Origin of the sequence: Ciceribacter sichuanensis (genome assembly GCF_024055605.1) — a bacterium.
Taxonomy (GTDB): domain Bacteria; phylum Pseudomonadota; class Alphaproteobacteria; order Rhizobiales; family Rhizobiaceae; genus Allorhizobium; species Allorhizobium sichuanense.
Window position 1 is genome coordinate 118,347 of record NZ_JAMXLX010000007.1, and the last position, 26,468, is coordinate 144,814.

Sequence of the window (26,468 nt, forward strand, 5' to 3'; positions counted from 1 at the left end):
TCAATTCTCCGCTTCGAGTTTCGCCAGCGCCTCGGGGGCAAGCCGGACATATTTGATCGCCCGGCGATAATAGGTGTAGGCGATATGCAGGGTTCCATCCGGATCCTGAAGGATCCAGGGATAGGACATTTCCTTGTTGCGACCGTCGGTAGAATCGTTCGACGTGCAGGTACCGGGGCCATCCTCGATGACGATCCGCCTTGGGAAGGTCAAGCCGCCATCCTCGGAGAAGCAGACGGCGACAGGCGCCCGCGGGACGCCCCAGACAGGCACGCAACCACCGGATGGGTCGGCATCGGGACGGGCATCGTCCTCGCCAAGTTCGTCATAAAGGGATGCACGCCGGTCGCTGGACATAGCGGCATTCACCGGATTGCCGATCACCGCCACCCGACCATCGACAAGGCGGATAGCCGCAATCGAGGAGTTGTTGTTGGGAACATCGGTCGGTTGCGGTGCCGACCATGAGTGTCCGCCATCCGTGCTTTCCGAACGATGGACGAAATCGGCCTGGCGACGGCGATAGAAGGCCGCGAAACGGTTGTCGCCCAGCGCAACCGGGCTCATATGCACCGATCCGATGGAACCCGGCACTTCTTCAAGCCGCCATGTCGCGCCGGCATCCGACGAGACACCGATTGCCGCGACGTCATGGCTGCCGTTCCACTTCTGGCCTGGCCGCTGAACGCAACGAAAGATCGGCAGAACCCAGGCGCCATCGTCACGAACGACAAGGGGTGCGCGGATGAAGCAGCCGCGCGGCAGATCGAGAAACCGCCCTTCGCCGCTCGAGATCATCGTCGGATCGGCCGCATCCCGGGAGAGAGGCGCCATACGGATCCGGCACTCGTCCTGATTGGCGGATGGCTGCGCCGTATGAAACAGCCAGAGCTGCCCATCCGGCGCGGTGAAGATCACCGGGTTCTGTTCCGAATGGGCAGGATCGCCGCTCAGCGCTCGCGCAGGTCCCCATACGGAAGCACCCGGCAGCAGGATAGAGGCGTGAATGGAAATGTCCGACTTACCTTCCAGAGTGCCGCCAAACCACGCGCAAATCAGCGCGCCATCCGGCAGCCTTGAAAGAAAGGCGGCATGGTTCTGGATTTTCGGCGATGGCAGAAACGCCTCCTCCCGACCGGGCGCTGCCTGTGACAGCGCGCCCGTCATGGCGGCGGCAATAGTTTCCGGATGCATGGTCTCCTCCCGGATCGAAACTGCCGTGAAAATCGACCTCAAATCATCTGTTGTCAAGTTGATTGAAATTTGTTCATTGGCAAAATCGATGCAAATATAAACAATTATATCAATAAAATCATTTAGATATGAATTCGTAAAAAAATTCTTTCGCTGAGGTTTACGAGAAATGTTGACAAAAATGATATCCCCCATCATGGTTTAGGCACGACATGGAGGATGTCTGCAACGGAGGAGAGAATGACCGGCCACGTCGCCAGAAAACGGTCCACAGGCCTTGCTGTGGCCCTTGCCGCAACAGGCGCATGCCTGTCGGCCGCTGACGCCGTGCTGGTGCGTAGCCTCAATGGCGAGGTTCATCCTTTTATCATCGCCTTCTTCCGTGCGGTATTCGGGGCACTCGCCATTTTGCCTATCGTGGCGAGAAATCCTCGGGTGATGATTTCGGTCTACCCGCTGCGTCAGCACACGGTGCGGGCGGGCCTCAAGCTCCTGACGCTGGTAGCTTTTTTCGCAGCCTTCTCCAGAGGTCCGCTGACGGATGTCACCGCGGTTGCCTTCACTTCGCCGATCTTCGTGTTGATCGGCGCCGCACTGGCGTTCGGCGAAAAGCTCGGGCCGACGCGCATCGCGGCGCTGCTATTCGGCTTCGGCGGAGCCATGCTGGTCGTGAGCCCCGTTGGTTCCGGCCTGACGCTTGCGATCGGCTTCGCCTTTGCCGGCGCGCTGCTGCAGGCGCTGATCCAGCTCATGCTGAAATCGATGTCATCAGGCGACCGCACCGATACGCTGGTCTGCCTCAACCTGCTCTTGACCGTGCCAATGGCCGCCGTACTCGCGGCGCTCGTTTGGACGACGCCAACCTGGCACCAGTTCGGCCTTTTGGCACTTCAGGGCGTGCTTGGCGCCATCTGCATGTCGGCCATGACCCACGCCTTCAGCCTCGCGGATGCCTCCGTCGTGGCACCCGTCGACTTTGCCCGGCTGCCGATGGTCGCAGCCTTCGCCTATGTGCTGTTCGGGGAAGTGGCAGGTGCTGCCACCTGGATCGGCGGCGAGATGATCTGTTTCGCGGTGCTACTCGCCGCACGTCCGCTCCGGCGGACAACTAAGCAGCCATGAATGGTTCGTGGCCGTATTCTGGGAGGAAGAAAATGATCAGAAAGACATTGCTTGCCGGCGGGCTTCTGCTTGCCGCCAGCGTCGCACCGGTCCTCGCTGCCGACACCGGCGTGAAGATCGTGCTCAACGAGGAAGCCGACCTGCTCGAACCCTGCATGGCGACGCGCTCCAACATCGGCCGCATCATTCTCGGAAACATCAGCGAAACGCTGACGGAACTGGACGTTCGCGGCGGCAAGGGCCTGCAGCCGCGTCTCGCCGAAAGCTGGGCACAGCAGCCTGACGGCAGCTGGCGCTTCACACTTCGCAAGGGCGTGAAGTTCTCTGACGGCTCGGATTTCGATGCCAAGGATGTGAAATTCTCCTTCAACCGCGCCATGGACAAGTCGATCACCTGCGAAACGCCGCGCTATTTCGGCGGCATGACGGTGACGGCAAAGGTGGTCGACGACCAGACCGTCGACTTCTCCGCCGATCCGGTCCAACCGATCCTGCCGCTTCTGCTCTCGCTGGTAACCATCGTGCCGGAAGGTACGCCGATCTCCTTTATCCGCGAACCGATCGGCACCGGTCCTTACAAGCTTACGGAATGGACACCCGGCCAGCAGATCGTTCTCGAAGAGCGCAGCGATTACTGGGGCAACAAGCCGGCCGTCACCAAGGCCACCTACCTCTTCCGCGCAGATCCGGCCGTGCGTGCCGCCATGGTGCAGACGGGCGAAGCTGACATCGCTCCGTCGATCTCTCAGCTCGACGCAACCAATCCGGCGACCGACTTCTCCTATCTCGACTCCGAGACGGTCTATATCCGCCTCGACCACTCCATGGCTCCGATCAACGATCTGCGCGTCCGCAAGGCGCTGAACATGGCGATCGACCGCGAAGCCTTCGTCGGTACGCTGGTGCCGAAGGGTACGCTGCTCGCGACCTCCGTCTTCCCGCCGCCGACGCTCGGCTGGAATAAGGACGTGAAAGTCCCGGCTTACGATCCGGACGGCGCCAAGAAGCTGCTCGAGGAAGCCAAGGCTGATGGCGTTCCGGTCGACACCAAGCTCACGCTCGTCGCCCGTACGGCAAACTTCCCGAACATCACCGAGATCATGGAAGCGATCCAGCAGCAGTTGCAGGAAGTCGGCTTCAACGTCGACCTGAAGTTCTACGAAGTCGCGGAATTCGAGAAGCTCTACTCCAAGCCCTATCCGACGGATCGCGGCCCGATGCTGGTTACGGCCATGCATGACAACTCGAAGGGCGACCCCGTCTTCTCGATGTTCTTCAAATATGCAAGCGACGGCCGCCAGTCCGGCATCAGCGATCCCAAGGTCGATGACCTGATCAAGCGTGCATCCGCAGCAACCGGCGAGGAACGCGCAAAGCTCTGGTCTGAAACCGTCGCCTATCTTCATGACGATCTGGCCGCCGATATCCTGCTGTTCCATATGGTCGGTTACAGCCGCGTTTCCGAGCGGGTCGACTTCAAGCCGACCATGGCGACAAACTCGCAGCTCCAACTCTCTGAAATCGGCTTCAAGTGAAACCGGGCGGGCGGGGAGAACACCCCGCCCTTACCCCCTCGCAATGAAAGCGAACTGCCATGCTAACCTTTATCCGCAAACGCGCGCTTGCCTCGCTGATATCGCTGGTCGGCCTCGTCGTGCTGGTCTTCTTCCTGTCGCGCCTGACCGGTGACCCGGCGGCTCTTTTCCTGCCGGAAGATGCGACCGAGGCGATGCGGGTGCAGTTCCGTGAACTTCACGGCCTGAACGATCCGGTGCTCGTGCAGTTCGGCCGCTATGTCTGGGACCTTTTCCATCTCGATTTCGGTGACTCGATCCGCAAGGCCCGTCCCGCAATCGATGTCGTGCTAGAAGCCTTCACCTGGACGCTGCAGCTTGCCATCATCACCATGGTGCTGGTCACCGCCGCAGCGATCGTCGTCGGCTCGCTCGCCGCATTCCGCGCCGGCGGTTTCTTCGACCGCATCGCCTCGCTCGTTTCGCTGATCGGCGCTTCCGCGCCCGACTTCTGGATCGCCATCGTCGCGATCGTCGTCTTCTCGATCAGCCTCGGCTGGGTGCCGACATCCGGCACGGGCACTATCCTGCACTGGATCCTGCCGATCGGCGTTCTCTTCATCCGCCCCTTCGGCCTGATCGTTCAGGTGGTGCGCGGCTCGATGATCTCGGCGCTCTCTTCCGCCTATGTGAAGACGGCGCGCGCCAAGGGCGTCCGCGCCCGCCCGATCATCTTCGTACATGCCCTTCGCAACGCCATGCTGCCCGTGATCACCGTCATCGGCGACCAGGCCGCGTCCCTGCTGAACGGCGCGGTCGTGATCGAGACCATCTTCGGCTTCCCCGGCGTGGGCAAGCTGATGATCGACTCGATCCTGCAGCGCGACTTCAACGTAGTGCTGGCCGCGATCCTCGTGACCGCGCTCGCCATCTTCCTCATGAACCTGCTGATCGATCTCGCCTATGCCGTACTCGACCCCCGTATCCGCTACTGAGGGCATCATGACACACACCGAAGCCATGCCCGAAACGCCCGGACCAATCGCCCGCTTCACCCGCATGCTGTGGGCGGACAAGTTCGCGCTGACCGCTGCGATCTTCCTTCTCATCGTGCTGGTGATGGCCCTGATCGGCCCCGCCTGGCTGGACGCCGCCGCGCAGAAGCAGAACCTGCGTGGGCGCAATGCGCCGCCCTTCCATCTCGATCTCGGCTGGCTGTGGTTCCTCGGCGCCGACGCGCTCGGTCGGCCGCTTCTCGCCCGCATCATCGTCGCGACACAGAACACCATGATGGTGGCCGCCGGCGCCGTGCTGTTCTCGGCCATTGCCGGCTCGATGCTCGGCCTGATCGCAGGCTATGCCGGCAACAAGGTGAGCCAAATCATTATGCGGATCGCCGACGTGATCATGTCCTTCCCGTCGCTGCTGATCGCCGTCATCGTGCTCTACGTGTTCGGCCCGTCGGTCACCAACCTGATCATCATCCTCTCGATCACCCGCATTCCCGTCTATCTGCGCACGACGCGCGCCGAAGTGCTGGAAATCCGCGAACGCATGTTCGTCTCGGCGGCACGGGTGATGGGCGCCTCGCAGAAGCGGATCATCTTCCGTCATATCCTGCCGGTCGTCCTGCCGACGCTAACCACCATCGCAACCCTCGACTTCGCCTATGTCATGCTGGCGGAAAGCTCGCTTTCCTTCCTCGGCATCGGTATCCAGCCGCCGGAAATCACCTGGGGGCTGATGATCGCACAGGGCCGGCAGTACCTTACGAATGCATGGTGGCTCTCCTTCTGGCCGGGCCTCGCCATCATTCTCACCACCCTGTCCCTGAACCTTCTGTCGAACTGGCTGCGCATCGCACTCGATCCCGTGCAGCGCTGGCGCCTGGAAATGAGAGGTCACAAGAATGGCTGAGCATCTTCTCGAAGTCAGGAACCTCTCGGTCGAGTTCCATACAGCAGCCGGTGTGGTCAAGGCGGTCAAGGGTATCTCCTGGTATCTCGACCGCGGCGAAACGCTCGCCATCCTCGGTGAATCGGGATCGGGCAAGTCGGTCTCCGCCTCGGCGATCCTCGACCTGATCGACATGCCGCCCGGCCGCATCACCAGCGGCGAGATCCGGTTCGACGGCAAGGATCTGCTGAAGCTTTCCGCTTCCCAGCGCCGGGATATCAACGGCCGGAAGATCGCCATGATCTTCCAGGATCCGCTCAGCCATCTCAACCCGGTCTATCCGGTCGGCTGGCAGATCGTCGAGGCGCTCACCACCCATGGCGTCGACCGGGCGGCGGCCCATGCCGAAGCACTCAGGCTTGTGACCCGCGTGGGTATTCCCGAGCCTGAAAACGCGCTGAAGAAATATCCGCACCAGTTCTCCGGCGGCCAGCGCCAGCGCCTGATGATCGCAATGGCGCTTGCCATGAAACCTGACGTCATCATCGCCGACGAACCGACGACGGCGCTCGACGTGACCGTGCAGGCCGAAGTGCTGCGTCTGCTCGACGAGTTGCAGCAGGAAACCGGCATGGGTGTGCTGATCATCACCCACGACCTGGGAGTTGTCGCCGAGATCGCCGACCGGGTCGTGGTGATGAATGCCGGCGAAATCGTGGAGACCGGCAGCACGCGCGAGGTCTACAAGAACCCGCGACATCCCTATACGCGCAAGCTGATCGGCGCTGCCCCCGGACGCGGCGAGATGCATCCGCCGTTGGAAGCCCGCGAGCCTGTCTTGAAGGTCCGGGACCTGCAGAAATACTACAGCGCCTTCCACGCGCTGGACGGCGTTTCCTTTGATCTCATGCCGGGCGAGACGCTGGCTGTGGTCGGTGAAAGCGGCTCCGGCAAGTCGACGCTCGCCCGCATCCTGCTTCGCCTAGACGAGCCGAGCGGCGGGCAGGCCTTCTGGAAAGGACGGGATCTTTTTACCCTTTCTCCGGCCGAACTCTTCAAGCTTCGCCGCGACCTGCAAATGGTCTTCCAGGATCCGACCCAGTCGCTCAATCCGCGCATGACAGTGTACGATCTCGTGTCCGAGGCATGGGTCATCCACCCCGAGATCCTGCCGAAGAAACAGTGGCGCAGCCGCGTCGCCGAACTGCTGGTGCAGGTCGGTCTGCGGCCAGAGCATGCGGTACGTTACCCGCATCAGTTTTCCGGCGGGCAGCGCCAGCGTATCGCCATTGCCCGGGCACTTGCGCTCGAACCGCAACTGATCGTCTGCGACGAGGCCGTGTCAGCTCTCGACGTCTCGGTTCAGGCGCAGGTGATCGACCTTCTCGACAAGCTGCGAAAGGAAATGGGCATCGCCTTCATCTTCATCGCCCACGACCTGCCTGTTGTGCGTGATTTTGCGGATCACGTGATGGTGATGCAGAAGGGCAAGGTGGTGGAACTCGGCACGGTTCGCCAGATCTTCGAGGCCCCGAAGATGCCCTATACCCAAGCGCTGCTGGCCGCTGGCCTCGACCCCGATCCGGATGTGCAGGCAGAACGCCGCGAGGCACGGCTCAAGCTGGCGCGGGCCTCAGGCTGAGCCCATCAACACACGCAAAAGAATACGGATATCAGGCGGCTTCGGTCGCCTGAATGTTTTCACCCTCCAGCATCGGACACCTTCCCGCCTATCCTACCGCCAGCTGATAACAGCTTGACGTCGGGACACGCTGCCTCTCTTGTCCTTATCCTGATTGCCGCGTTGGCAATCTGGAACCATGAAGCCCGAACCAAGAGGAATGAGGATATGGCGAAACTGATCGGTATCTCGGGAAGCCTGAGACGCGGCTCCTACAACAGCGCCTTGCTGCACGCCGCCGCGAAACTTGCACCGACGGGATCGGAGCTTTCCATCGGGACAATTCACGGCATCCCGCTCTATGACGGCGATCTCGAAGCGGAACAGGGCATTCCGGAAGCGGTGCAGACGCTGAAAGACGCGATTGCGGCGGCCGATGGCCTGATCCTTGTGACGCCGGAATACAACAACTCCATTCCAGGCGTATTCAAGAATGTCATCGACTGGCTTTCACGCCCTTCGAACGACATCAAGCGCGTCTTCGGCAGCAAGCCCGTCGCGCTGATGGGGGCCTCGCCGGGCGGTTTCGGCACGATCCTTTCGCAGAATGCGTGGCTTCCGATCCTCCGCACGCTCGGGGTGGATTTCTGGTCGGAAGGCCGTCTTCTGGTGTCGCGCGCTTCGGGCGTCTTCGATGCCGATGGCAATCTTGCGGACGCCAAGATCGAGGAACAGTTGAAAGGTTTCCTTGCGGGCTTTGCCGAGTTCGCCACGTCCGCCCGCAACGGCCGATAACGAATTCCGTGCATCGTAGAAGGCCTGCTGGTCAGAACAGCGATGCAACGTAATCCCAGATGAGCTTCAGCGAAAGCAGGAGCAGGGTTATCTGGATCAATCTGAAGAACAGCCCATCCGGAATCATCCGGGTGAGCTGCCGCCCGGCGATGGTGCCGATGATCGCGGGCACGGCGAGGCCGAGAACGAGCGGCACGTCGAAATGCGAGAACTGGTTGAGCTGCCAGTAGGGAACGAGCTTCACCGCATTGACGATGGCAAAGAGGATCGTAGATGTCCCTGCGAAGGTCATCTTTTCCAGACGTTGCGGCAGCACGTACATCTGGAACGGCGGCGCGCCGGAATGGGAAACGAAGCTCGTGAGCCCCATCAACACGCCCCAGAAGACACCGCCCGGAATATCGGCGGAGCGCACGCGCGCTGCGCGGTAACGCTCGCCGAACCAGGCGTTCAGGCAGAAAAGCACACCAACGGCGCCGACCAGCATGCCGATGAATACGCTCGAAAGCGAGGCGCTGAAATACCAGCCGATTGCAACGCCCGCGATCGCGGCGGGCGTCAGGATTGCGAGATTGCGGGCGGAATAATCGCGCCGGTAGAGGTAGAGACCGACCATATCGCTGGCAACGAAGATCGGCAGCAGCAGCGCCGCTGCCGTTACCGGTGAAATGACGAGGGCAAGTAGCGGCACCGCCAGCGTGCCGACCGAAGGCAATCCGCCCTTGGAAAGGCCGACCACAAAGGCAGAGACGACAGCGATCGCCAGGATGAGTGGCGTATGTTCGATCAACGGCCCTGCCCTTCGTTCACAATCAGCCTGCTATCATCTCACTGCCTCAAACAAGTGAGATCGTCACATGCTCAGAGGTGGATCTGAGCGCCGCATCGGCAAGCTGAAGGGCAATCAGCCCATCCTCCGCCGAAGGCGACGGCGGGGTTCCCTCCACGATCGAATCGATGAAGGCAGAGATTTCCGCCGCATAGGCAGCCGTATAGCGCGTCATGAAGAAGTCGTGCAATGGCGGGCGGGTATAGCCGTTTCCGGTTGCGATCTCGATAGACACCTGCCGCTGGTTCTCGGCCGAGACGGCACCAAGCGATCCATGAACCTCGATACGCTGGTCGTAGCCATAGGAGGCGCGGCGTGAATTGGAAATCATCGCCTGCCGGCCGCTTGCCGTCGTCAGGATGATGCTGGCGCTGTCATAGTCGCCGAGCTTGCCGATTTCCGGATCGACCAGCACCGAGCCGAATGCTGTGACGCTGACGATTTCCTCGCCGAGGAGGAAGCGGGCCATGTCGAAGTCATGGATGGTCATGTCGCGGAAAATGCCCCCCGAAACCTTGATGTAGGAGGCCGGCGGCGGGCCGGGGTCGCGGCTGGTGATCGTCACCATTTCCACCTTGCCGATCGTGCCGTCTTCGATGGCCTTGCGTACCGCGCGAAAATGCGGGTCGAAACGACGATTGAAGCCGAGCATGACGCGCGCACCGGTCTGGCGAACGACCTCGAGGCAGGCTTTCGCACGTGCCACGTCAAGGTCGATCGGCTTCTCGCAGAAAATGGCCTTGCCGGCTTTGGCAAAGCGCTCGATCAGATCGGCATGGGTATTCGTCGGCGTGCAGATGACGACGGCATCGACCTCGGGATCGGCGAGAACCGCGTCGATCGTGCTGACCTTGCAGCCGGCCTGATCGGCAATGGCCTGGGCCGCCTCGGCCACGGCGTCCACCACCGCCACGAGTTTGGCGCGACTGTCGCTGGCGATTGCCTGTGCATGAACCTTGCCGATGCGACCGGCGCCCAGAAGCGCAAGCTTCGTTACCATGATATCTCCTCCCTTGGGTGTAGCCGCCTTGCGCCGAGCTTCCCCCTCATTCCTCGATCCGGGTGAGCATAAATATCGGCGCAAAACGCGTTTGGAATATATATTCTATTTTGCTAGAGTGTGGACAGATGACTGTCAAGCAGGAAAGGAAACCGCATGAATGAAAGCGCAGTGCCCGCCACGGTGAAGGCCTTCGAGGAGCGCCTGCTGGAAGTTTCCGCCAGCCTGCCCAAGCGGCTTCGGCAATGCGCCGACTATGTCGCGGCCAATCAGGACCGCATCGCCGTCTCCACCGTTGCCGAGATGGCGGAAGGGGCCGGCGTGCAGCCTTCGGCCTTCATGCGCTTCTGTCAGATCATGGGCTTCTCCGGCTTTTCCGAGATGCAGCGGCTGTTTCGCGATTCCTATGTCGGCGGCTGGCCAGACTATGCGACCCGCCTCGACCACCTGCGCGAAAAGGGCAAGGAAAGCGGCGGCGGCCTGCTTGCCGAATTCGTCGAAGCCGGCCGTGCATCCCTGGAAAGCCTGCTGAAAACCGTCGATCCTCACGATCTCGACGAAGCCGTCTCCATTCTCGCCAAGGCCGATATCATCCACATCATCGGCCTGCGGCGCTCCTTTCCGGTCGCGAGCTACCTCGCCTATGCCTTTGAGAAGATGAAGGTCCCGGCAATGCTGCACAGCGCCGTGGGTAAGCTCGATAACCAGAGCGCCATCAGGCCCGGCGATGCCGTGCTCGCCATCACCTTTTCCCCCTACACAACCGAAACGGTCGATCTCGTTACCGCCGCGCGAAGCCGTGACATCCCGGTTGTCGCCCTCACCGACACCGCCGTCAGTTCGCTTCGAAAATCCGGCGCAAAGCTGATCTCCGTCACGGAAGTCGATTTCGGGGCCTTTCGTTCTCTATCCGCAACGCTTTGCGTGGCGATCACGCTGGCTGTCGCGGTCGGAACGCAACGAGACTGAATATTTTTGTTGAAATTCCAAAAAATGGAATTTAAAATCCAAAATGAGAATGGGCGACGCTAGGGAGTACGCTTGCCCGGAAATGTCGGATGCATCACGAGACCCGAGGAGGGTTTCGGTTCGCCGGCAAGCGACACGAACAAAGGCCCGCCGCCTTGCGGATAAGGGCATGCAGCCAGGGAGGAGGCTCGTGAAAACACTCGATCTCATTACGATCGGCCGATCGTCTGTCGACCTCTACGGCGTACAGATCGGAGGCCGGCTCGAAGACATGGCCTCCTTCAACAAGTATATCGGCGGTTCCCCGACAAACATCGCAGCTGGCACCGCCCGCCTGGGACTGAAGTCGGCGCTGATTACCCGCGTCGGCGACGAGCATATGGGCCGCTTCATCCGCGAGCAGCTGGAGCGCGAGGGCGTCGATGTGCGCGGCGTGAAAACCGATCCGGAGAGACTGACCGCGCTTGTGCTGCTGGGCATCCGCGACGAGCACCAGTTCCCGCTGATCTTCTATCGGGAAAACTGCGCCGACATGGCTCTGTCGGAAGAGGATATCGATCCAGCCTTCATCGCGGAAGCGGCCTGCGTCTGCGCGACTGGAACGCATCTTTCCCATCCGCGGACCGAAGCGGCAGTCCTCAAGGCGCTGAAACTCGCTCGCGAAAGCGGTGCCAGAACAGCGCTCGATATCGATTACCGCCCGAACCTCTGGGGCCTCGCAGGCCACGGCGCCGGCGAAAGCCGCTATATCGGCTCCGATGCCGTGACGGCCAAGCTGCAATCGACGCTGCATCTGTTCGATCTCATCGTCGGAACGGAAGAAGAATTCCATATCGCGGGCGGTTCCACCGATACGATCGAGGCGCTGAAGGCGGTTCGCCGCATCTCGAAGGCAGCACTCGTGTGCAAGCGCGGACCGCTTGGCGCGGTCGTCTTCGCCGGAGACATTCCCGAAAGTCTGGACGAGGGCCAAACGGGCCAGGGCTTCCCGATCGAGGTCTTCAACGTGCTGGGTGCGGGCGACGGCTTCATGTCCGGCCTGCTTAAAGGCTGGCTGACCGGAGAGGACTGGCCGACATCGCTCAAATTTGCCAATGCCTGCGGTGCCTTCGCGGTGTCGCGGCATGGCTGCACGCCGGCCTATCCGAGCTGGGAAGAACTGCAATATTTCTTCCGCACCGGCATTCGCGACAAGGCGCTGCGCAAGGACGAGGCACTGGAACAGGTGCATTGGTCGACCAACCGCAAGATCGACCGGTCGACCATGCGGGTCTTCGCTTTCGACCATCGCATGCAGCTTGAAGCGATGGTGAAGGAAACCGGAACCGATCCCGGCAAGATCGGCGCTTTCAAGCAGCTTTGCCTGAAAGCCGCCCTCGATGTTGCCGGTGAGAACTCCGGTTATGGCATTCTCTGTGACGGACGGCTGGGGCGCGATGCACTCTATGCGGCCAGCGGTTCCGGTCTCTGGATCGGCCGGCCGGTCGAATGGCCGGGCTCCCGTCCGTTGACGCTGGAAGCGGAGATCGGCCCCGATTACGGCGGGCTTGGCGAATGGCCACTAGAAAACGTGGTGAAGGTCCTCTGCTTCTATCATCCTGACGACCCGCCGGAGATGCGGGCCGAACAGGAAGCGACCGTCATCCGTCTCTTCCATGCCGCCCGCCGCAACCGTCTCGAAATGCTGCTGGAGGTCATTCCCTCCAAGGTCGCCCCGACGGACGACCTGACGGCTGCTCGGATCATCGACCGCTTCTACGAGATCGGCGTCTATCCCGACTGGTGGAAACTGGAACCGATGCGGACCCATGCATCCTGGAAGAATGCCTGCGAGGTCGTATCCCGCCACGATCCCTATACCCGCGGCATCGTCGTGCTGGGCCTCGATGCACCGGAGGCGGAGCTTGCCGAAAGCTTCCGGCTTGCGGCCGGCTTCGATCTGGTCAAGGGCTTTGCCGTGGGCAGAACCATCTTCGGAGAAGCGGCCCGCAAATGGCTTGCCGGCACGATCAGCGACAGCGAGGCGGTGGAGGACATGACGCAGCGCTTCAGCAATCTCTGCCGCATCTGGGATGATGCGCGCGCGTCCAGTACGGCCGTCGCGCAGGGTTCACCCGCAATTGCGGCAACACAGGCAAGGTAAGGCGGTTCATCCACCACAACGAGATCGAACCGACCGGGAGGAGAAGCGGCGTGAAAACGATCAGACTGACAGCCGCCCAGGCAATGGTGCGCTATCTGGCAAACCAGATGAACGAGCACGGCGAACCCTATATCGCCGGCGTCTGGGCAATTTTCGGCCACGGCAACGTGGCCGGCATCGGCGAAGCCCTGCATGGCATTCGCGATGAACTGCCGACACTGCGCGGACAGAACGAGCAATCGATGGCCCATGCCGCGATTGCCTATACCAAGCAGCTTCGTCGCCGCCGCGCGATGGCGGTGACCTCGTCGATCGGTCCCGGCGCGCTCAACATGGTGACGGCGGCAGCCCTTGCCCATGTGAACCGCCTGCCGGTGCTCTTTATCCCCGGCGATGTCTTTGCCAATCGCGGCCCCGACCCGGTTTTACAGCAGATCGAGGATTTCGGCGACGGCACGGTTTCGGTCAACGACTGCTTCCGCCCGGTCAGCCGCTATTTCGACCGGATCATGCGGCCGGAACAACTGCTGACGGCCCTGCCCCGCGCCATGCGCACCATGACGGACCCCGCCGACTGCGGACCCGTTACCCTCGCCTTCTGCCAGGATGTACAGGCCGAAGCCTTTGACTATCCGGAAAGCTTCTTCGAAAAACGCGTCTGGCGCATGCGCCGTCCCGAGCCGGACAGGGCCGAATTCGAAGCTGCTGTTGCAGCGCTGAAGTCCGCGAAGAACCCGGTCATCGTCGCCGGCGGCGGCGTGCATTTCTCAGGCGCCACCGAAACGCTCAAGGCCTTCGCCGAAAAGCACAAGATACCCGTTGTCGAAACGCAGGCCGGCAAGTCCGTCATGGCCTGGGATCACCCGCTGAATTTCGGCGCGGTCGGCGTCACCGGAACGGAATGCGCGAATATCGTTTCCGAAAAGGCGGATCTCGTATTCGGAGTCGGCACGCGCTTCCAGGATTTCACCACCGGTTCCTGGGCTTTGTTCAAGAACCCGACCCGCAAGATCCTCGCGCTCAACGTTCAGGCCTATGACAGCGCCAAGCACGACGCGATCCCGCTGACGGCGGATGCGAAGATCGGACTTGAACAGCTCTCCGCCGCTCTCGGCGACAAGACATTCGAGGCGCCCGATCCGGCAATCAAGAACGGCTGGTTCGCCAAGGCGGATGCGGTGACGAACGCACCCAAGGACAGCAACAGCCTGCCGACCGACATGCAGGTGATCGGCGCCGTACAGCGGTCCTCGCGCGACAACACCGTCGTCATGTGCGCCGCCGGCACCATGCCGGGCGAACTGCACCAACTCTGGAAGGCCAAACTGCCACTCTCCTATCACATGGAATACGGCTTTTCCTGCATGGGCTACGAGGTCGCGGGCGGTCTCGGCATCAAGATGGCGGAACCCGACCGCGACGTCATCGTGATGGTCGGCGACGGCTCCTACATGATGATGAATTCGGAGCTCGCAACCGCGGTCGGCATGGGCGTGAAGATCACCCTCGTGATCACGGACAATCGCGGCTACGGCTGCATCAACCGGTTGCAGATGGGCACCGGCGGAGCCGAGTTCAACAATCTCTACACCCACACCAACGTCAATCCGATCGCCATCGATTTTGCCGCCCATGCCGCCTCGATGGGCGCGGTCGCCAGCAAGGTCGCCAGCATCGCGGAACTGGAAACGGCGCTCGCTGCCGCCCGTGAATCGACAGTGACGACGGTGATCGTGATCGACACCGATCCTTATCCCACGCCCGATGCCGGCGGTCATTTCTGGGACGTTGCGGTTCCCGAAGTTTCGCCCCGCGCCGAAGTCAATCAAGCCCGCGCCCGTTACGAGGCCGCACTCAAGGAAAGACACTGACCATGATCCTCTACGGCACAAATCCGATTGCCTGGTCCAACGACGACGACCGCACGCTCGGCGCCCATATCAGCCTTGACCAGTGCCTCGACGAAACGTCGAAGATCGGCTTTGACGGCATCGAGAAGGGCCACAAGTTCCCGGAAACTCCGGCCGATCTCAAGGCCGTTCTGGAACCCCGCGGCCTGCGTTATGTATCCGGCTGGCATTCGCTGAACCTGCTCACCCATTCGATCGAGGATGAGAAGAAGGCCATGCAGCCGGCGCTCGACCTTTTGAAGGCCATGGGCTCCAGGGTCATCATCGTCTGCGAAACCTCCAACGCCATTCACGGCAATGATGCCGTCGCGGTCAACGCCCGCCCGAAGCTCTCCGCAGGGGACTGGGTGAAGTTCGGCGCGGGCGTGGAAGCGCTCGCCGAATATGCCGCAGCCCAGGGAATTGCCCTTGTCTATCATCATCACATGGGGACGATCGTCGAGAGCGAGGAGGAGATCGACCAGCTGATGCAAAACACCGGACCGCATGCCAAGCTGCTGCTCGATACCGGCCATTGCCTGTTCGGCGGCGGCGATCCGGAACGCGTCGCCCGCAAGTACATGAACCGGGTCGGCCATATCCATGCAAAGAACGTCCGCCCGGTCATCGCCAAACAGGTGCGTGAGGAGAACCTCTCCTTTCTCGAAGGCGTGCGTCGTGGCGTCTTCACCGTGCCGGGCGATACCGAAGGCGGCGTCGACTTCCCGTCGGTCCTGAAGGTTGCGGCAGGGCACGGTTATCAGGGCTGGCTGGTCATCGAGGCCGAACAGGATCCCGATGTCCGCAACCCCTTCCAGTACCAGAGCCTCGGCCTGAAATCACTGAAGGCCATGGCCCGGGAGGCCGGACTGGACAAGGCAGCGGCGGCCTGATTGACCCGCGCCCTTATGAACCCTTCGATACGTCCGATCCCGAAAGCCATGGATCGGCAAGGAGATGACAGATGAGTTCGCTCTTGCGCAAGCCGTCGGGAACGTCCGGCAAGGTTCATGACATCACCCCGGCCAGCGCCGGCTGGGGCTATGTCGGCTTCGGCCTCTATCGGCTGAAGGCCGGCGAAAGGGCCGCCGAACAGACCGGCGATACGGAAGTCATTCTCGTGCTTGTCGAAGGCAAGGCGGAAATCACCAGCGGCGGCAAGGCCTTCGGGGAACTCGGAGACCGTATGAGTGTGTTCGAGCGCACTCCGCCGCACTGCGTCTACGTTCCGGCCGAGAACCAATGGTCGGCGGTCGCCACGACGGACTGCACGCTCGCCGTCTGCACTGCTCCCGCGACGGCGGGTCGCGAGGCTCAGGTGATCGGACCTGCAGGCATTTCCCTCAGCGAACGCGGCAAGGGCGCCAATACGCGTTACGTCTATGCCATCGCCATGGAGGATCGCGACGTCGCGGACGCATTGTTGGTGACCGAGGTCTTCACGCCCCAGGGCAACTGGTCATCCTACCCGCCGCACCGGCATGACCAGGACAATTATCCTGACATGACCTATCTTGAGGAGACCTATTACCATCGGCTGAACCCGGCACAGGGTTTCGGCTTCCAGCGCGTCTTCACCGAGGACGGGTCGCTGGACGAGACGATGGCCGTTTCCGATGGCGATGTCGTGCTCGTACCCAGGGGGCACCACCCCTGCGGCGCGCCCTACGGCTACGAAATGTATTACCTCAACGTCATGGCTGGTCCGCTGCGCAAGTGGCGCTTCAAGAACCATCCGGACCACGATTGGATCTTCCGGCGCGACAATCCCTGACGCGCCTTCCCTCGCATCCTCATTTTAACGAAGCTCCCGGGAGGAGAACATGAGCGGTCTCGGTATCGGCCTGATCGGCACGGGTTATATGGGAAAATGCCATGCGCTGGCATGGAACAGTGTCGCCAGCGTCTTCGGCGACGTTGCCCGGCCCCGCCTTGTGACGGTGGCGGAAGTGAATGCTGACCTGGCATCGAAGAAGGCGGCGGAACTCGGGTTCGCCCGTTCAACCGGCAACTGGCGTGATCTGCTTTCCGATCCGGAAGTCGACGTCATCTCGGTGACGACACCCAATGCCGTCCATCCCGAAATGGCAATCGCCGCCCTTGAGGCAGGCAAGCATGTCTGGTGCGAGAAACCGATGGCGCCGGCCCTGCAGGATGCAATTCGCATGCGCGATGCGGCGAAGAAATCCGGCCGCGCCGCCGTGATGGGCTACAACTACATCCAGAATCCGATGATCCGCCATATCCGTCGTCTGATTGACGAAGGCGCGATCGGGAGCGTCAACCACGTCCGCGTCGAGATGGACGAGGACTTCATGGCCGACCCCGAAACGCCCTTCTACTGGAAGAGCGAGATTAACTCAGGCTATGGCGCGCTCGACGACTTCGCCGTTCATCCGCTGTCGCTGCTCTTCACGCTTGTCGGTCATGTGGAAAGCGTGGTCGCCGATATGGTGAAACCCTACCCGACGAGACCGCTGAAGGATGGCGGCGACCGCGAGGTCGAGAACCACGACATCGCAAGCGTGCTGATGAAGCTGGAGGGCGGGATCTCCGCAGTGCTGCTGGCAAACCGCTCCGCCTGGGGACGCAAGGGCCGCATCGCCGTACAGATCTTCGGCTCGCAAGGCTCCATTCTCTACGATCAGGAGCGGATGAACGAGTTCCAGCTCTATCAGGCCTCCGGCCGGCCGGAGGAACAGGGCTTCCGCACGATCCTCGCCGCACCGCATCACAAGCCTTACGACCACTTCATTCCCGCCCCAGGCCACGGCCTCGGCTTCAACGACCTGAAAATCATCGAATCCCGCGAACTGATCGCCGCAATCGGCGGCGAGAAGGCCCATGTCATCGATTTCGAGGAGGGGCTGAAGATCGAGCGCTCCGTGCACGCCATGGCCCGGGCTTTCGCCGAGAAGCGGTGGGTAGGTACCGGCGAAGCGTAAACTGTCGAGCCGATTAGACAGAGCTTGGGACTAATTCCCTTGCCTGCATCTCAATTGAGAGACATAATTCGCACTTGAGTACTCAGGAGCGAATTATGTCCAAGACCTCGATGCTTCATATCCGTATCGATGAAAAGCTGAAAAGCGAAGCCTCCGAGACCCTTGCCACGGTCGGCCTGACGGTCTCCGACGCCGTGAGAATTCTTCTGACTCGCATTACACGTGAAGGCGGGCTTCCAGCCGGCCTCACTGTCGATCCCGCGACCCACGATGCCTGGTTTCGTGAAAAGGTACGCGAAGCCTTGGCTGACGACCGCCCGCCGGTCTCACACGATGTCGTCATGGATGAAGTTCAGGCACTGATCGACAGGAGGCGCCGTGCTCAAGATTGAGTGGCGCCAAACGGCCCGCGAGGACCTTCTTGCCATCATCGGCTTCATTACGGATCACAATCCCGGCACCGCTCAACGGCTCAAGGACGAGATCCTTTCCAAGGTGTTGAGACTGACGGAATATCCACAACTGCATCGGACGGGACGGGTCTCCGGAACGCGAGAAATGGTCGTTCACGCCAACTACATCGTTATCTACACCGAAAACGATACAACCATCTCAATTCTACGCGTGTTGCACGGCGCCCAGCAGTGGCCGCCGCACAATACGTAATGTCCCCTAAATTCCATTTCTAATGAACGCGATCGACTGCGCCAAGGCCTCAGCCGGGTCCGACGCTTCATGTACGGAAGACGCAAAAGGCTCGAACGAGAAGAAGCCGGAATAGCCTTGCTCGCGCAGTGTCCGGATCTGGCCGATGTTGCCGAGCCGATCTTCGCCATCGACCAGCACGCGATGGGCGTCGAGCATGTCATCTACACCAACGGCCTTGTCGGTGACACCGGAAATATGCACGAGCCCTGTCTGGGCCGGATAAAGCTCTGGCTCGCCGGCGAGATGATGATGGAAGGTATCGTGGACGAGGCGGAAGCTCGCGCCAAAGCCGAGTTCGTTGATGGCTTCGACGGCTTCCCTCTTGGAGCGGAGCGAGCAGATCGGAAAGCCCAGCGGCTCGACCAGACCACCGATCCCGGCATCTGCGAGAATGGGCTTCAGGCCTTTCAGGGCCTTGCGCAAATTCGCCTGCCGTTCGCCATCGGCTCGACCGCTGCCGTCATTGACCGGCACCAGAACCAGGGTACGCGCGCCGCAATCGCGAGCGTAGCCGGCAAGCGCCTTCGCTTCTTCCTCGCGTTCCGGTGTCCATTCGTTGAACCGCTGCAGCGCGTTGATCGAGAGGATCGTGAGCTGCCGGTCTTCTGCCAGCGTCCTGATTTCGGCCGCGGGCGTTCCGTCGAGGATGGCATTGCCTGCAAGATCGTTGCGGATCTCGACAGCCCTTGTTCCGAGCTTCTGCGCAAGATCGAAGAAAGCCGGCAGCGGCAGTTGCGGCGCCGACATGTGGTTCAGCGCGAAAGAAATATCAGTCATGGAATTCCTGCTCCGGATAGAAAAAGGGCCGGCAAAGCCGGCCCTGAGGTTGAGGAGGAGATCAGCGTTTCGCGCGCTTCTTCTGGCGGTAGACATCCGCAACAACGGCCGCCACGATAATCATGCCCTTGATGATTTCCTGGTAGTAGGCATCGACGCGCAGGAAGGTGAAGCCTGAGGTCATGACGCCGAGGATGATCGTGCCGATCACCGTGCCGGTGATACGGCCGGCACCTCCCGCAAGCGACGTCCCGCCAATGACAGCTGCAGCGATGGCATCGAGTTCATACATCACGCCCATGCCGGCCTGCGCGGTCTGTGCTCGAGCTGCCGTGACGATGCCTGCAAGACCGGCAAGCATGCCGGCGATGGCATAGACCTTGATCAGATGCTTTTCGACATTGATACCGGAAACCCGGGCCGCCTGAACGTTGGCGCCGATCGCATAGGTGAACTTGCCGTAGCGGGTGTATCGCAGTGCGATGTGGAAGATGATTGCGACGAGGAGGAACACCACCACAGGCCAGATGCCGGTACCGATGAAGGTGAACTGCTCGGTCAAACCAGAGACCGGCTGTCCCTTGGTGTACCACTTGGAGATACCGCGCGCCGTCACCATCATGCCCAGTGTGGCGATGAAGGGCGGGATCTTGGTTCTGGCGATCAACTGGCCGTTGATATAGCCGGCAAGCAGGCCGATCAGAATGCCGACGGCAATCGGGACGAAGAACGGCATGTCCGTCAGGCCCGGGTAAAGCGCGCGCGCCCAGGTCGAGGACTGGGCGAAACTCGCCGAAATCATTGCCGTCATGCCAACGACGGAGCCGGAAGACAGATCGATGCCGCCGGTGATGATGACCTGCGTCACCCCGACCGAAATGATGCCGATCACCGCGACCTGCAGGATCATGATCGTCAGACGCTGCGGGTTCATGAGGAAGCTCTGGCCGACGAACACCCAGCCGAGCAGTTCGAAAATCAGGGCAATGCCGATAAGCACCAGCAGGATATTGGCTTCCGGCGGAATGCGGTGGCTGTTGGGCCGGCCTGTCTTCAGATCGACATCGGCCTTCGTGGCAGTTGGATGGTTCATCATCTCCTCCCTTTCGGTCATCGGGACGGCGTCAGCGCGACGCGAGGTCCATGACCTTGATCTGTGTGGCTTCCGAACGGTCGAGGAAGCCGGTAACGCGTCCCTCGTGCATGACCATGACGCGGTCGCTCATGCCGAGAACTTCCGGCATCTCGGACGAGATCATGATGACGGCGACGCCGTTCCTGGTCATTTCGGTGACCAGCCGATGGATTTCCGCCTTGGCGCCGACATCGATGCCGCGGGTCGGTTCGTCGAGAATGAGGATCCTCGGATTGGTCAGCATCCAGCGACCGATCAGCACCTTCTGCTGGTTGCCGCCGGAAAGATTTTCGATGCGCTCATTGAGGTTCGGCGTTTTCACGCGCAGCTTGCGACACATTTCCTCGCAGGCCGTATTGAGGCTCTTCTGCTCGACGAAACCCTTGTCGACATAACGATCCTGCAGCACGGCGAGCTGCATGTTTTCCAGCACCGAGAGGATCAGCAGGCAGCCGGTATCCTTCCGGTCTTCGGTAAGAAACGCCATGCGGTTGCGGATCGCCTCGGTCGGGCTGTCGATTGCAACGGGCTTGCCGTCGATCTCGATGGAGCCGGAAGAGGCCGGCGTGACGCCGAAGATGGTTTCCGCGACATTCGAACGGCCCGACCCGACAAGGCCGGCCACGCCGAGGATTTCGCCGGCGCGCACATCGAAGGAAACATCGCGGAAAACGCCGTCGAGCGTCAGGTTCTTCACGGAGAGAATGACATCTCCGAGCGGGACATCTTCCTTCGGAAACATCTGGGTGATCTCGCGGCCGACCATCATGCGGATGATGTCGTCCCGAGTGACATCGCTCGACGCATGGGTGCCGATATACTTGCCGTCGCGGAACACCGAGAATTCGTCGGCGATCTCGAAAAGCTCGTTCATTTTGTGGGTGATGTAGACGATGCCGATACCCTGTTCGCGAAGATCGCGAATGATCCGGAACAGATGCTCCACCTCGCGCTCGGTCAGCGCGGAGGTCGGCTCATCCATGATCAGGACATCGGACTCGTATGACACCGCCTTGGCGATCTCGACCATCTGCCGGTTGGCAACCGAGAGGTCGCCGACCTTGGTTTCCGGATGGATCGCGATGTTGAGGCGGTTGAAGAGAGCGGCCGTCTTCCGGTTCATCTCCTTGTGGTCGACAAGGCCAAAGCGGTTCAGCGGCTCGCGGCGGATCCAGATGTTTTCCGCGACAGTCATGTAGGACATCAGGTTGAGTTCCTGATGGATCATGGCAATGCCGTTTTCGAGCGCATCGAGGGGCGATTGAAGCTGGATCTCGACGCCCTTCATGAGCACGCTGCCCTGATCTGGCTGGTAGATGCCGGCAAGGATCTTCATCAGCGTGGATTTGCCGGCGCCGTTTTCTCCCATCAGGGCGTGCACGCTGCCACGCTTCAGATGGAAGCTGACATCGTCGAGCGCCACCACACCGGGGAACTCCTTGCGGATGCCTTCTGCGGCCAGAAGAAATTCGGCATTCGGGATTGCGCCGCTCTTGCGGACAGCAGCCATCGTTGTCGGGCTGACCATAGCAAAGTCTCCTCGCTCATCATCCGGGGTGGAATGCGGGCGATAGCCCGCACTCCTTTCGGTCTTTCCTGAGAGAAAGATCAGTTCTTAGCCTGGTAGTCCTTGAGGTTTTCCGGCGTCACGAGTTCGAAGGGAATATAGACCTTCTTGTCGACGGCTTCGCCCTTGGCGAGCTTCAGGGCCGCATCGAGAGCGCCCTTGCCCTGTCCGGCAGCGTTCTGGAACACGGTGACATCGAGGTCGCCGGCTTCCATGGCAGCCAGTGCGTCCTGGGTCGCGTCGACACCGGCGACGACATATTCCTTCATGTCCTTGCCGGCAGCCTTGAGAGCCTGGATTGCACCGATTGCCATTTCATCGTTGTTGGCGATGACAGCGTTGAATTCGAGACCACTCGACAGCCAGTTGGTCACGAGGTCGGAACCTTGCGTACGCTGCCAGTTGGCAGTCTGCTCTTCTACGATCTCGATGCCCTTGCATTCGTCGGTCGCGACAACATCACGAACGGCCTGGGTGCGCATGCGAGCGCCCTGGTTGGAGAGTTCGCCCATCATGACGACGGCCTTGCCCTTGCCGCCGAGAAGACGGCACACTTCCTTGGTTTCCAGAGTGCCGGCAACGATTTCTTCCGATGCGACGAAGGATTGCTTGTCCGGCAGTTCGTTGACGTTGACGGGTTCGCGGTTAACGTAAACAAGCGGAATGCCGGCGTCGGCTGCGAGCTTCGACATGGCAACCGTCGCATCGGTATCAACCGGATTGACGATGATGGCATCTACGCCTGCAGCAATGAAGTTCTGGATCTGGCTCTGCTGCTTGGCAACGTCGTTCTGCGCATCCTCGACCTGCAGCGAAACGCCGCTCATGCCCTTGGCATAGTCCTGCATGCCGTTGCGCAGAACGGTCAGAAAGTTATCGTCGAACAACGCCATGGAAACGCCTACGGTTTCCGCATGCGCAGCGGTGCTCAGGAGCACGGAAACAGCCGCGCCCAGTACGAGCTTCTTCATCATGATCTTCTCCTCCCAGTGTGTCCGGCGCCACTCGTTCAAGCCGGAAACCAGCCTCCCCGACCGGTTGCGTATCCTCCTGTGCTCGATGAGAAAAACGGAATAAAGAAACCGTATTTGTCATCTCGCAAACTATTTATTCCATTTTTTGGAATGCGCGTCAATCACCCGGATGGAAATTGACCGGGCGGAACGACGCTTTGTGAGTTGCCTGCCAGCCTCGGCGCAATCAGCCCGAAAATGCGTGAACGCCCGTGCCGAAACCGGACCGGGCGTTCATGGCGGAGAACACGATGCGATAGAACGGGAGTGATCAAGTCGCCGCTTATGGCGAAAGCGCCCGCGGCAGGAAACGGCCATCGCCGGGCTGCCCCAGAATGCGGCCTTCCTCGCACACGACCTTGCCGCCAAGGAGCGTCATCACCGGCCATCCCTTGACCCGTAGCCCCTCGTAGGGCGTGTAGTCCGCCGCGTGATGCATCAGCGACTGGCTGATCGTTTCCTCGCGATTGGCGTCCCACAGGACGATATCCGCATCGAAACCCGGAGCAATGGAACCCTTGCGCGGATAGAGCCCGTACATCTTCGCGTGATTGGTCGACGTAAGCGCCACGAATTCATTGAGCGAAATACGGCCTTCGCTTACCCCCTTGGAGAAAAAGACCTGCATGCGGTTCTCGACGCCGGGAATGCCGTTCGGCACCCAGCGGAAGGAGGTCTTCGCCTTCGGGTTCTGCTTGCCCTCCGTCCCTTCCCAGAGGAAGGGGCAATGATCGGAAGAAAATGTCTGGAATACGCCGCCACGGATACCTTCCCAGATGGCGTCCCAGCTTGCACGATCGCGCGGCGGCGGCGAGCAGACATATTTGCCGCCGGTCTCGTCCATGTTGAAGCCCTTCATGTCCTCGGCGGTCAGCGCGATATATTGCGTGCAGGTCTCGCCGTAGACCTTCAGGCCTTTCTGCTGCGCCCAGCGGATCTGCTCCATCGCCTCGCGGCCGGAAACATGGACGATCATGATCGGTACATCGACCAGTTCGGCATGGCTGATCGCCCGGTGGGCCGCTTCGCGCTCGACCACCTGCGGACGCGACTCTCCATGATAATAGGGAGCAGTCTTGCCGGCGCGCTCCAGCTTTTCTGTCATGTAGCGAATGGCGTCGTAGCCCTCGCAATGAACCATGACGAGCGCACCGCAGCCGCGGGCACAGTCGAAGACGTCGAGAAGCTGGCGGTCGTTCAGGACCATGTCGTCATAGGTCATGAAGACCTTGAAAGACGTGTAGCCATCCCCAACCAGCGATGGCAGTTCCTGGCCGAGCACGTTCGGGGTGGGGTCGGTGATGATGAGATGGAAGCCGTAATCGCAGAACGATTGCCCCTCGGCCTTCTCGTGATAGGCCATGACGCTCTCGCGAAGCCCGGCGCCGCGCGGCTGCACCGCAAACGAGAGCACCGTCGTCGTGCCGCCGGCGATTGCCGAACGCGTGCCTGTCTCGAAACCGTCCGCCATCTGCGGCGTGCCCGGCGCGGAATGCTGGGCGAGGTGCACGTGGCTGTCGATACCACCCGGCATGACCAGCAGGCCGGACGCATCGATCACTTTTTCCGCGCTTCCGAGATTTTCTCCGGTGGCGACGATCCGCCCTCCCCGGATCGCCACATCAGCGTGAAAGGTATCGGCGGCGGTGACACAGGTGCCGCCGCGGATGAGAAGGTCGAAATCGGCCATGACAATTTCCTTTACTGCTCTTTCGACCGCAGCCGGGCGAATTCGCCAATGGCGATCAGCACGAGATTGGCAACCACGATCATCAGCGCCAGCGCGTTCAATGCCGGCGAAATGTTGAAACGGAAGTCCGAAGCGACAAGAATCGAAAGCGGCTGGCTGCGACCGCTGAGAAACGAGGTCAGCACATATTCGGAAGACGAGAGCACAAAGGCGATGAACCACGCCGCCAGAAGCCCATTCTTCATCAGCGGCAAGGTTACCCGGCGGAAGGCGCTCCAGGCGCTTGCGCCGAGATCGGCGGCCGCCTCTTCCAGCCGCCTGTCGATGCGCATCAGAACCGAGGCGATGACCAGCGTCGTGAACGGCAGGATGATGATCGCCTGCCCCGCAATGATCGTCAGCAGGCTGCGCCCGATCCCGAGTTCCGACAACAGGATGAGCTGCGCCACCGCAAGAATGACCTTCGGAATAAGGAAGGGCAGAAGAATGATGGCGAACAGCAATCCGCGATAGCGCAACCGGTAGCGCGTGAGCGCAAGAGCCGCCATGCCGCCGAAAAGTGTCGCAAGGGCTGCAACCGGCACGGAGACGAGAAAGGAGAGACCGAGGCCGCCGGTCAGACGCTTGTCAGCCAGTACCTGACCGAACCAGTGCAGGGTGAAGCCCTGAAGCGGAAAGGCGATGATCTCCGACGCATTGAAGGAGAAAAGCGCAATGACCGCGATCGGAAGGTACATGAAGCCATAGACCAGCCAGACCCACAGCAGGGGAAGACTACGCCGCACCGTCATGCCTCACCTCCCGTCAGTGCCTTGCCGAGCGTTGAGCGGCTGACGGTGATCGCAGCGGCTGCAAAGAGAAGCATCAGGATGGCCAGCATGGTCCAGGCAATGGCCGAGCCGAGCGGCCAGTCGAAGGCCGTGCCGAACAGGTCGTTAATGGCACTGATGATGGTGACACCGGAGGCGCCGCCGACGAGTTGCGGTGTGAGATAGTCACCGGCCACCATCACAAAAACCATCACGCCGCCGGCAATGAGACCGGGCACGGTGAGCGGAAGCGTCACCCGGCGGAAGGCTGAGAGCGTGCCGGCGCCAAGATCGGACGCCGCCTCCAGCAGCCGGTCGTCCAGCGCCTCGAAGGCGAGCCAAAGGCCGAGCACCATGAAAGGCAGGTAATTATAGGTGAGCACGATATGAGTGGCGAGCGACGAGAAGAGCAGCGCCCCGATCGGCTCCCGGATCACGCCAGTCCACATCAGGAAGGTATTGAGCACGCCTTCCGCGCCGAGCAGCATGCGCCATGCGAAGATCCGCACGAGGTCACCGGTGTAAAGCGGCACGAGCAGCAGCGTGAGCATGGCGGATTTCATCACCTTCACGCGCTTGGCGATGAACCATGCAACGGGATAGCCGATGACGGCAGTGATCGCCGCAATGCCAAGACCGGAACCGAACGCCTTCAGGATCAGCCAGCGATAGGTGTCGGAACCGGCGATACGGACATAATTCTTCAGCGTCGGCTCCTTGAGGATCGCGACGAAGCTCACCTGAAAGAAGGAATAGACGAGCAGGATCAGCAGCGGCGCAATGCAAAGGGCGGCAACCGCGGCATAAACCGGAAACGAAAGCCAGAAACCGGTGCGGGAGGTTTCCATCGGC

The 26,468-nt window shown here is 61.1% G+C and carries 24 protein-coding genes; 14 read left to right on the forward strand and 10 right to left on the reverse strand.

Annotation, left to right across the window (positions count from 1 at the left end):
• A complete protein-coding gene (locus tag NBH21_RS19815; RefSeq protein ID WP_250914370.1) occupies positions 1-1,194 on the reverse strand; it encodes a sialidase family protein in 1,194 nt (397 codons plus the stop codon).
• Positions 1,195-1,434: 240 nt separating this feature from the next.
• Between NBH21_RS19815 and NBH21_RS19820 the strand changes: the two genes are divergently transcribed.
• From NBH21_RS19820 to NBH21_RS19845, 6 genes are all read left to right on the forward strand, one after another.
• On the forward strand, positions 1,435-2,316 hold the full coding sequence (locus tag NBH21_RS19820; RefSeq protein WP_250914369.1) for a DMT family transporter: 882 nt from the start codon (positions 1,435-1,437) through the stop codon (positions 2,314-2,316).
• Positions 2,317-2,348: 32 nt separating this feature from the next.
• On the forward strand, positions 2,349-3,851 hold the full coding sequence (locus NBH21_RS19825; RefSeq protein WP_280924954.1) for an ABC transporter substrate-binding protein: 1,503 nt from the start codon (positions 2,349-2,351) through the stop codon (positions 3,849-3,851).
• A 59-nt stretch (positions 3,852-3,910) separates the two neighbouring features.
• A complete protein-coding gene (locus tag NBH21_RS19830; protein WP_099061219.1) occupies positions 3,911-4,825 on the forward strand; it encodes an ABC transporter permease in 915 nt (304 codons plus the stop codon).
• 7 nt (positions 4,826-4,832) lie between these two features.
• Positions 4,833-5,747 (forward strand): ABC transporter permease, encoded by a 915-nt coding sequence (locus NBH21_RS19835; protein ID WP_250914368.1) that lies wholly within the window; start codon positions 4,833-4,835, stop codon positions 5,745-5,747.
• On the forward strand, positions 5,740-7,368 hold the full coding sequence (locus tag NBH21_RS19840) for an ABC transporter ATP-binding protein (protein WP_250914367.1): 1,629 nt from the start codon (positions 5,740-5,742) through the stop codon (positions 7,366-7,368). Before NBH21_RS19835 ends, NBH21_RS19840 begins: the two co-directional genes overlap by 8 nt.
• Before the next feature lie 207 nt (positions 7,369-7,575).
• Positions 7,576-8,142, forward strand: a complete 567-nt coding sequence (locus NBH21_RS19845; protein WP_250914366.1) for an NADPH-dependent FMN reductase — start codon at positions 7,576-7,578, stop codon at positions 8,140-8,142.
• A gap of 31 nt (positions 8,143-8,173) precedes the next feature.
• On the opposite strand, the gene NBH21_RS19850 is transcribed toward NBH21_RS19845, so the two are convergent.
• Together NBH21_RS19850 and iolG are read right to left on the reverse strand one after the other, a co-directional pair.
• The gene (locus NBH21_RS19850) at positions 8,174-8,932 is read right to left on the reverse strand and encodes a sulfite exporter TauE/SafE family protein (protein WP_250914365.1); all 759 of its coding nucleotides are present in this window, start codon (positions 8,930-8,932) and stop codon (positions 8,174-8,176) included.
• Between the two features lie 46 nt (positions 8,933-8,978).
• Positions 8,979-9,971 carry an inositol 2-dehydrogenase gene (gene iolG, locus NBH21_RS19855; RefSeq protein ID WP_250914364.1) on the reverse strand — a complete coding sequence of 331 codons (993 nt, stop codon included), beginning with the start codon at positions 9,969-9,971 and terminating at the stop codon, positions 8,979-8,981.
• Between the two features lie 156 nt (positions 9,972-10,127).
• Between iolG and NBH21_RS19860 the strand changes: the two genes are divergently transcribed.
• From NBH21_RS19860 to NBH21_RS19895, 8 genes are all read left to right on the forward strand, one after another.
• Positions 10,128-10,940 (forward strand): MurR/RpiR family transcriptional regulator, encoded by an 813-nt coding sequence (locus tag NBH21_RS19860; RefSeq protein ID WP_113337938.1) that lies wholly within the window; start codon positions 10,128-10,130, stop codon positions 10,938-10,940.
• A 190-nt stretch (positions 10,941-11,130) separates the two neighbouring features.
• Positions 11,131-13,083: a bifunctional 5-dehydro-2-deoxygluconokinase/5-dehydro-2-deoxyphosphogluconate aldolase gene (locus NBH21_RS19865; protein ID WP_425340452.1), complete on the forward strand. Its 1,953-nt coding sequence runs from the start codon at positions 11,131-11,133 to the stop codon at positions 13,081-13,083.
• Between the two features lie 50 nt (positions 13,084-13,133).
• The gene (iolD, locus tag NBH21_RS19870) at positions 13,134-14,954 is read left to right on the forward strand and encodes a 3D-(3,5/4)-trihydroxycyclohexane-1,2-dione acylhydrolase (decyclizing) (protein WP_250914362.1); all 1,821 of its coding nucleotides are present in this window, start codon (positions 13,134-13,136) and stop codon (positions 14,952-14,954) included.
• Positions 14,955-14,956: 2 nt separating this feature from the next.
• Positions 14,957-15,865 (forward strand): myo-inosose-2 dehydratase, encoded by a 909-nt coding sequence (gene iolE, locus NBH21_RS19875; RefSeq protein WP_250914361.1) that lies wholly within the window; start codon positions 14,957-14,959, stop codon positions 15,863-15,865.
• Positions 15,866-15,936: 71 nt separating this feature from the next.
• Positions 15,937-16,746 (forward strand): 5-deoxy-glucuronate isomerase, encoded by an 810-nt coding sequence (iolB, locus tag NBH21_RS19880; RefSeq protein WP_250914360.1) that lies wholly within the window; start codon positions 15,937-15,939, stop codon positions 16,744-16,746.
• Positions 16,747-16,795: 49 nt separating this feature from the next.
• Positions 16,796-17,917 carry a Gfo/Idh/MocA family protein gene (locus tag NBH21_RS19885; protein WP_250914359.1) on the forward strand — a complete coding sequence of 374 codons (1,122 nt, stop codon included), beginning with the start codon at positions 16,796-16,798 and terminating at the stop codon, positions 17,915-17,917.
• A gap of 95 nt (positions 17,918-18,012) precedes the next feature.
• Positions 18,013-18,309 carry a type II toxin-antitoxin system RelB/DinJ family antitoxin gene (locus tag NBH21_RS19890; RefSeq protein ID WP_280924953.1) on the forward strand — a complete coding sequence of 99 codons (297 nt, stop codon included), beginning with the start codon at positions 18,013-18,015 and terminating at the stop codon, positions 18,307-18,309.
• Complete coding sequence (locus tag NBH21_RS19895) at positions 18,296-18,583, forward strand: type II toxin-antitoxin system RelE/ParE family toxin (protein ID WP_250914358.1); 288 nt, start codon at positions 18,296-18,298, stop codon at positions 18,581-18,583. The genes NBH21_RS19890 and NBH21_RS19895 overlap by 14 nt, the downstream gene beginning before the upstream one ends.
• Before the next feature lie 6 nt (positions 18,584-18,589).
• Here NBH21_RS19895 and NBH21_RS19900 read toward each other — a convergent pair whose 3' ends face one another.
• From NBH21_RS19900 to NBH21_RS19930, 7 genes are all read right to left on the reverse strand, one after another.
• Entirely contained in the window at positions 18,590-19,402 is an 813-nt protein-coding gene (locus NBH21_RS19900; RefSeq protein ID WP_250914357.1) for a TIM barrel protein, read from the reverse strand.
• A gap of 61 nt (positions 19,403-19,463) precedes the next feature.
• The gene (locus tag NBH21_RS19905; RefSeq protein WP_250914356.1) at positions 19,464-20,495 is read right to left on the reverse strand and encodes an ABC transporter permease; all 1,032 of its coding nucleotides are present in this window, start codon (positions 20,493-20,495) and stop codon (positions 19,464-19,466) included.
• A 31-nt stretch (positions 20,496-20,526) separates the two neighbouring features.
• The gene (locus tag NBH21_RS19910) at positions 20,527-22,065 is read right to left on the reverse strand and encodes a sugar ABC transporter ATP-binding protein (RefSeq protein WP_250914355.1); all 1,539 of its coding nucleotides are present in this window, start codon (positions 22,063-22,065) and stop codon (positions 20,527-20,529) included.
• A gap of 80 nt (positions 22,066-22,145) precedes the next feature.
• Positions 22,146-23,075, reverse strand: coding sequence for a sugar ABC transporter substrate-binding protein (locus NBH21_RS19915; RefSeq protein WP_250914499.1), 930 nt, complete (start codon positions 23,073-23,075; stop codon positions 22,146-22,148).
• 325 nt (positions 23,076-23,400) lie between these two features.
• Positions 23,401-24,807, reverse strand: coding sequence for a dihydropyrimidinase (hydA, locus tag NBH21_RS19920; protein ID WP_250914354.1), 1,407 nt, complete (start codon positions 24,805-24,807; stop codon positions 23,401-23,403).
• An 11-nt stretch (positions 24,808-24,818) separates the two neighbouring features.
• Positions 24,819-25,598 (reverse strand): ABC transporter permease, encoded by a 780-nt coding sequence (locus tag NBH21_RS19925; protein ID WP_250914353.1) that lies wholly within the window; start codon positions 25,596-25,598, stop codon positions 24,819-24,821.
• Positions 25,595-26,464, reverse strand: a complete 870-nt coding sequence (locus NBH21_RS19930; protein WP_250914352.1) for an ABC transporter permease — start codon at positions 26,462-26,464, stop codon at positions 25,595-25,597. Before NBH21_RS19930 ends, NBH21_RS19925 begins: the two co-directional genes overlap by 4 nt.
• Positions 26,465-26,468: the final 4 nt, after the last annotated feature.

Excerpts from the sequence above, each read along its gene's own strand:
- NBH21_RS19815 (WP_250914370.1), bottom strand. The coding sequence starts at position 1,194 with ATGCATCCGGAAACTATTGCCGCCGCCATGACGGGCGCGCTGTCACAG.
- NBH21_RS19820 (WP_250914369.1), top strand. The coding sequence starts at position 1,435 with ATGACCGGCCACGTCGCCAGAAAACGGTCCACAGGCCTTGCTGTGGCC.
- NBH21_RS19825 (WP_280924954.1), top strand. The coding sequence starts at position 2,349 with ATGATCAGAAAGACATTGCTTGCCGGCGGGCTTCTGCTTGCCGCCAGC.
- NBH21_RS19830 (WP_099061219.1), top strand. The coding sequence starts at position 3,911 with ATGCTAACCTTTATCCGCAAACGCGCGCTTGCCTCGCTGATATCGCTG.
- NBH21_RS19835 (WP_250914368.1), top strand. The coding sequence starts at position 4,833 with ATGACACACACCGAAGCCATGCCCGAAACGCCCGGACCAATCGCCCGC.
- NBH21_RS19840 (WP_250914367.1), top strand. The coding sequence starts at position 5,740 with ATGGCTGAGCATCTTCTCGAAGTCAGGAACCTCTCGGTCGAGTTCCAT.
- NBH21_RS19845 (WP_250914366.1), top strand. The coding sequence starts at position 7,576 with ATGGCGAAACTGATCGGTATCTCGGGAAGCCTGAGACGCGGCTCCTAC.
- iolG (WP_250914364.1), bottom strand. The coding sequence starts at position 9,971 with ATGGTAACGAAGCTTGCGCTTCTGGGCGCCGGTCGCATCGGCAAGGTT.
- NBH21_RS19860 (WP_113337938.1), top strand. The coding sequence starts at position 10,128 with ATGAATGAAAGCGCAGTGCCCGCCACGGTGAAGGCCTTCGAGGAGCGC.
- iolE (WP_250914361.1), top strand. The coding sequence starts at position 14,957 with ATGATCCTCTACGGCACAAATCCGATTGCCTGGTCCAACGACGACGAC.
- iolB (WP_250914360.1), top strand. The coding sequence starts at position 15,937 with ATGAGTTCGCTCTTGCGCAAGCCGTCGGGAACGTCCGGCAAGGTTCAT.
- NBH21_RS19885 (WP_250914359.1), top strand. The coding sequence starts at position 16,796 with ATGAGCGGTCTCGGTATCGGCCTGATCGGCACGGGTTATATGGGAAAA.
- NBH21_RS19890 (WP_280924953.1), top strand. The coding sequence starts at position 18,013 with ATGTCCAAGACCTCGATGCTTCATATCCGTATCGATGAAAAGCTGAAA.
- NBH21_RS19900 (WP_250914357.1), bottom strand. The coding sequence starts at position 19,402 with ATGACTGATATTTCTTTCGCGCTGAACCACATGTCGGCGCCGCAACTG.
- NBH21_RS19905 (WP_250914356.1), bottom strand. The coding sequence starts at position 20,495 with ATGAACCATCCAACTGCCACGAAGGCCGATGTCGATCTGAAGACAGGC.
- NBH21_RS19910 (WP_250914355.1), bottom strand. The coding sequence starts at position 22,065 with ATGGTCAGCCCGACAACGATGGCTGCTGTCCGCAAGAGCGGCGCAATC.
- NBH21_RS19915 (WP_250914499.1), bottom strand. The coding sequence starts at position 23,075 with ATGAAGAAGCTCGTACTGGGCGCGGCTGTTTCCGTGCTCCTGAGCACC.
- hydA (WP_250914354.1), bottom strand. The coding sequence starts at position 24,807 with ATGGCCGATTTCGACCTTCTCATCCGCGGCGGCACCTGTGTCACCGCC.
- NBH21_RS19925 (WP_250914353.1), bottom strand. The coding sequence starts at position 25,598 with ATGACGGTGCGGCGTAGTCTTCCCCTGCTGTGGGTCTGGCTGGTCTAT.
- NBH21_RS19930 (WP_250914352.1), bottom strand. The coding sequence starts at position 26,464 with ATGGAAACCTCCCGCACCGGTTTCTGGCTTTCGTTTCCGGTTTATGCC.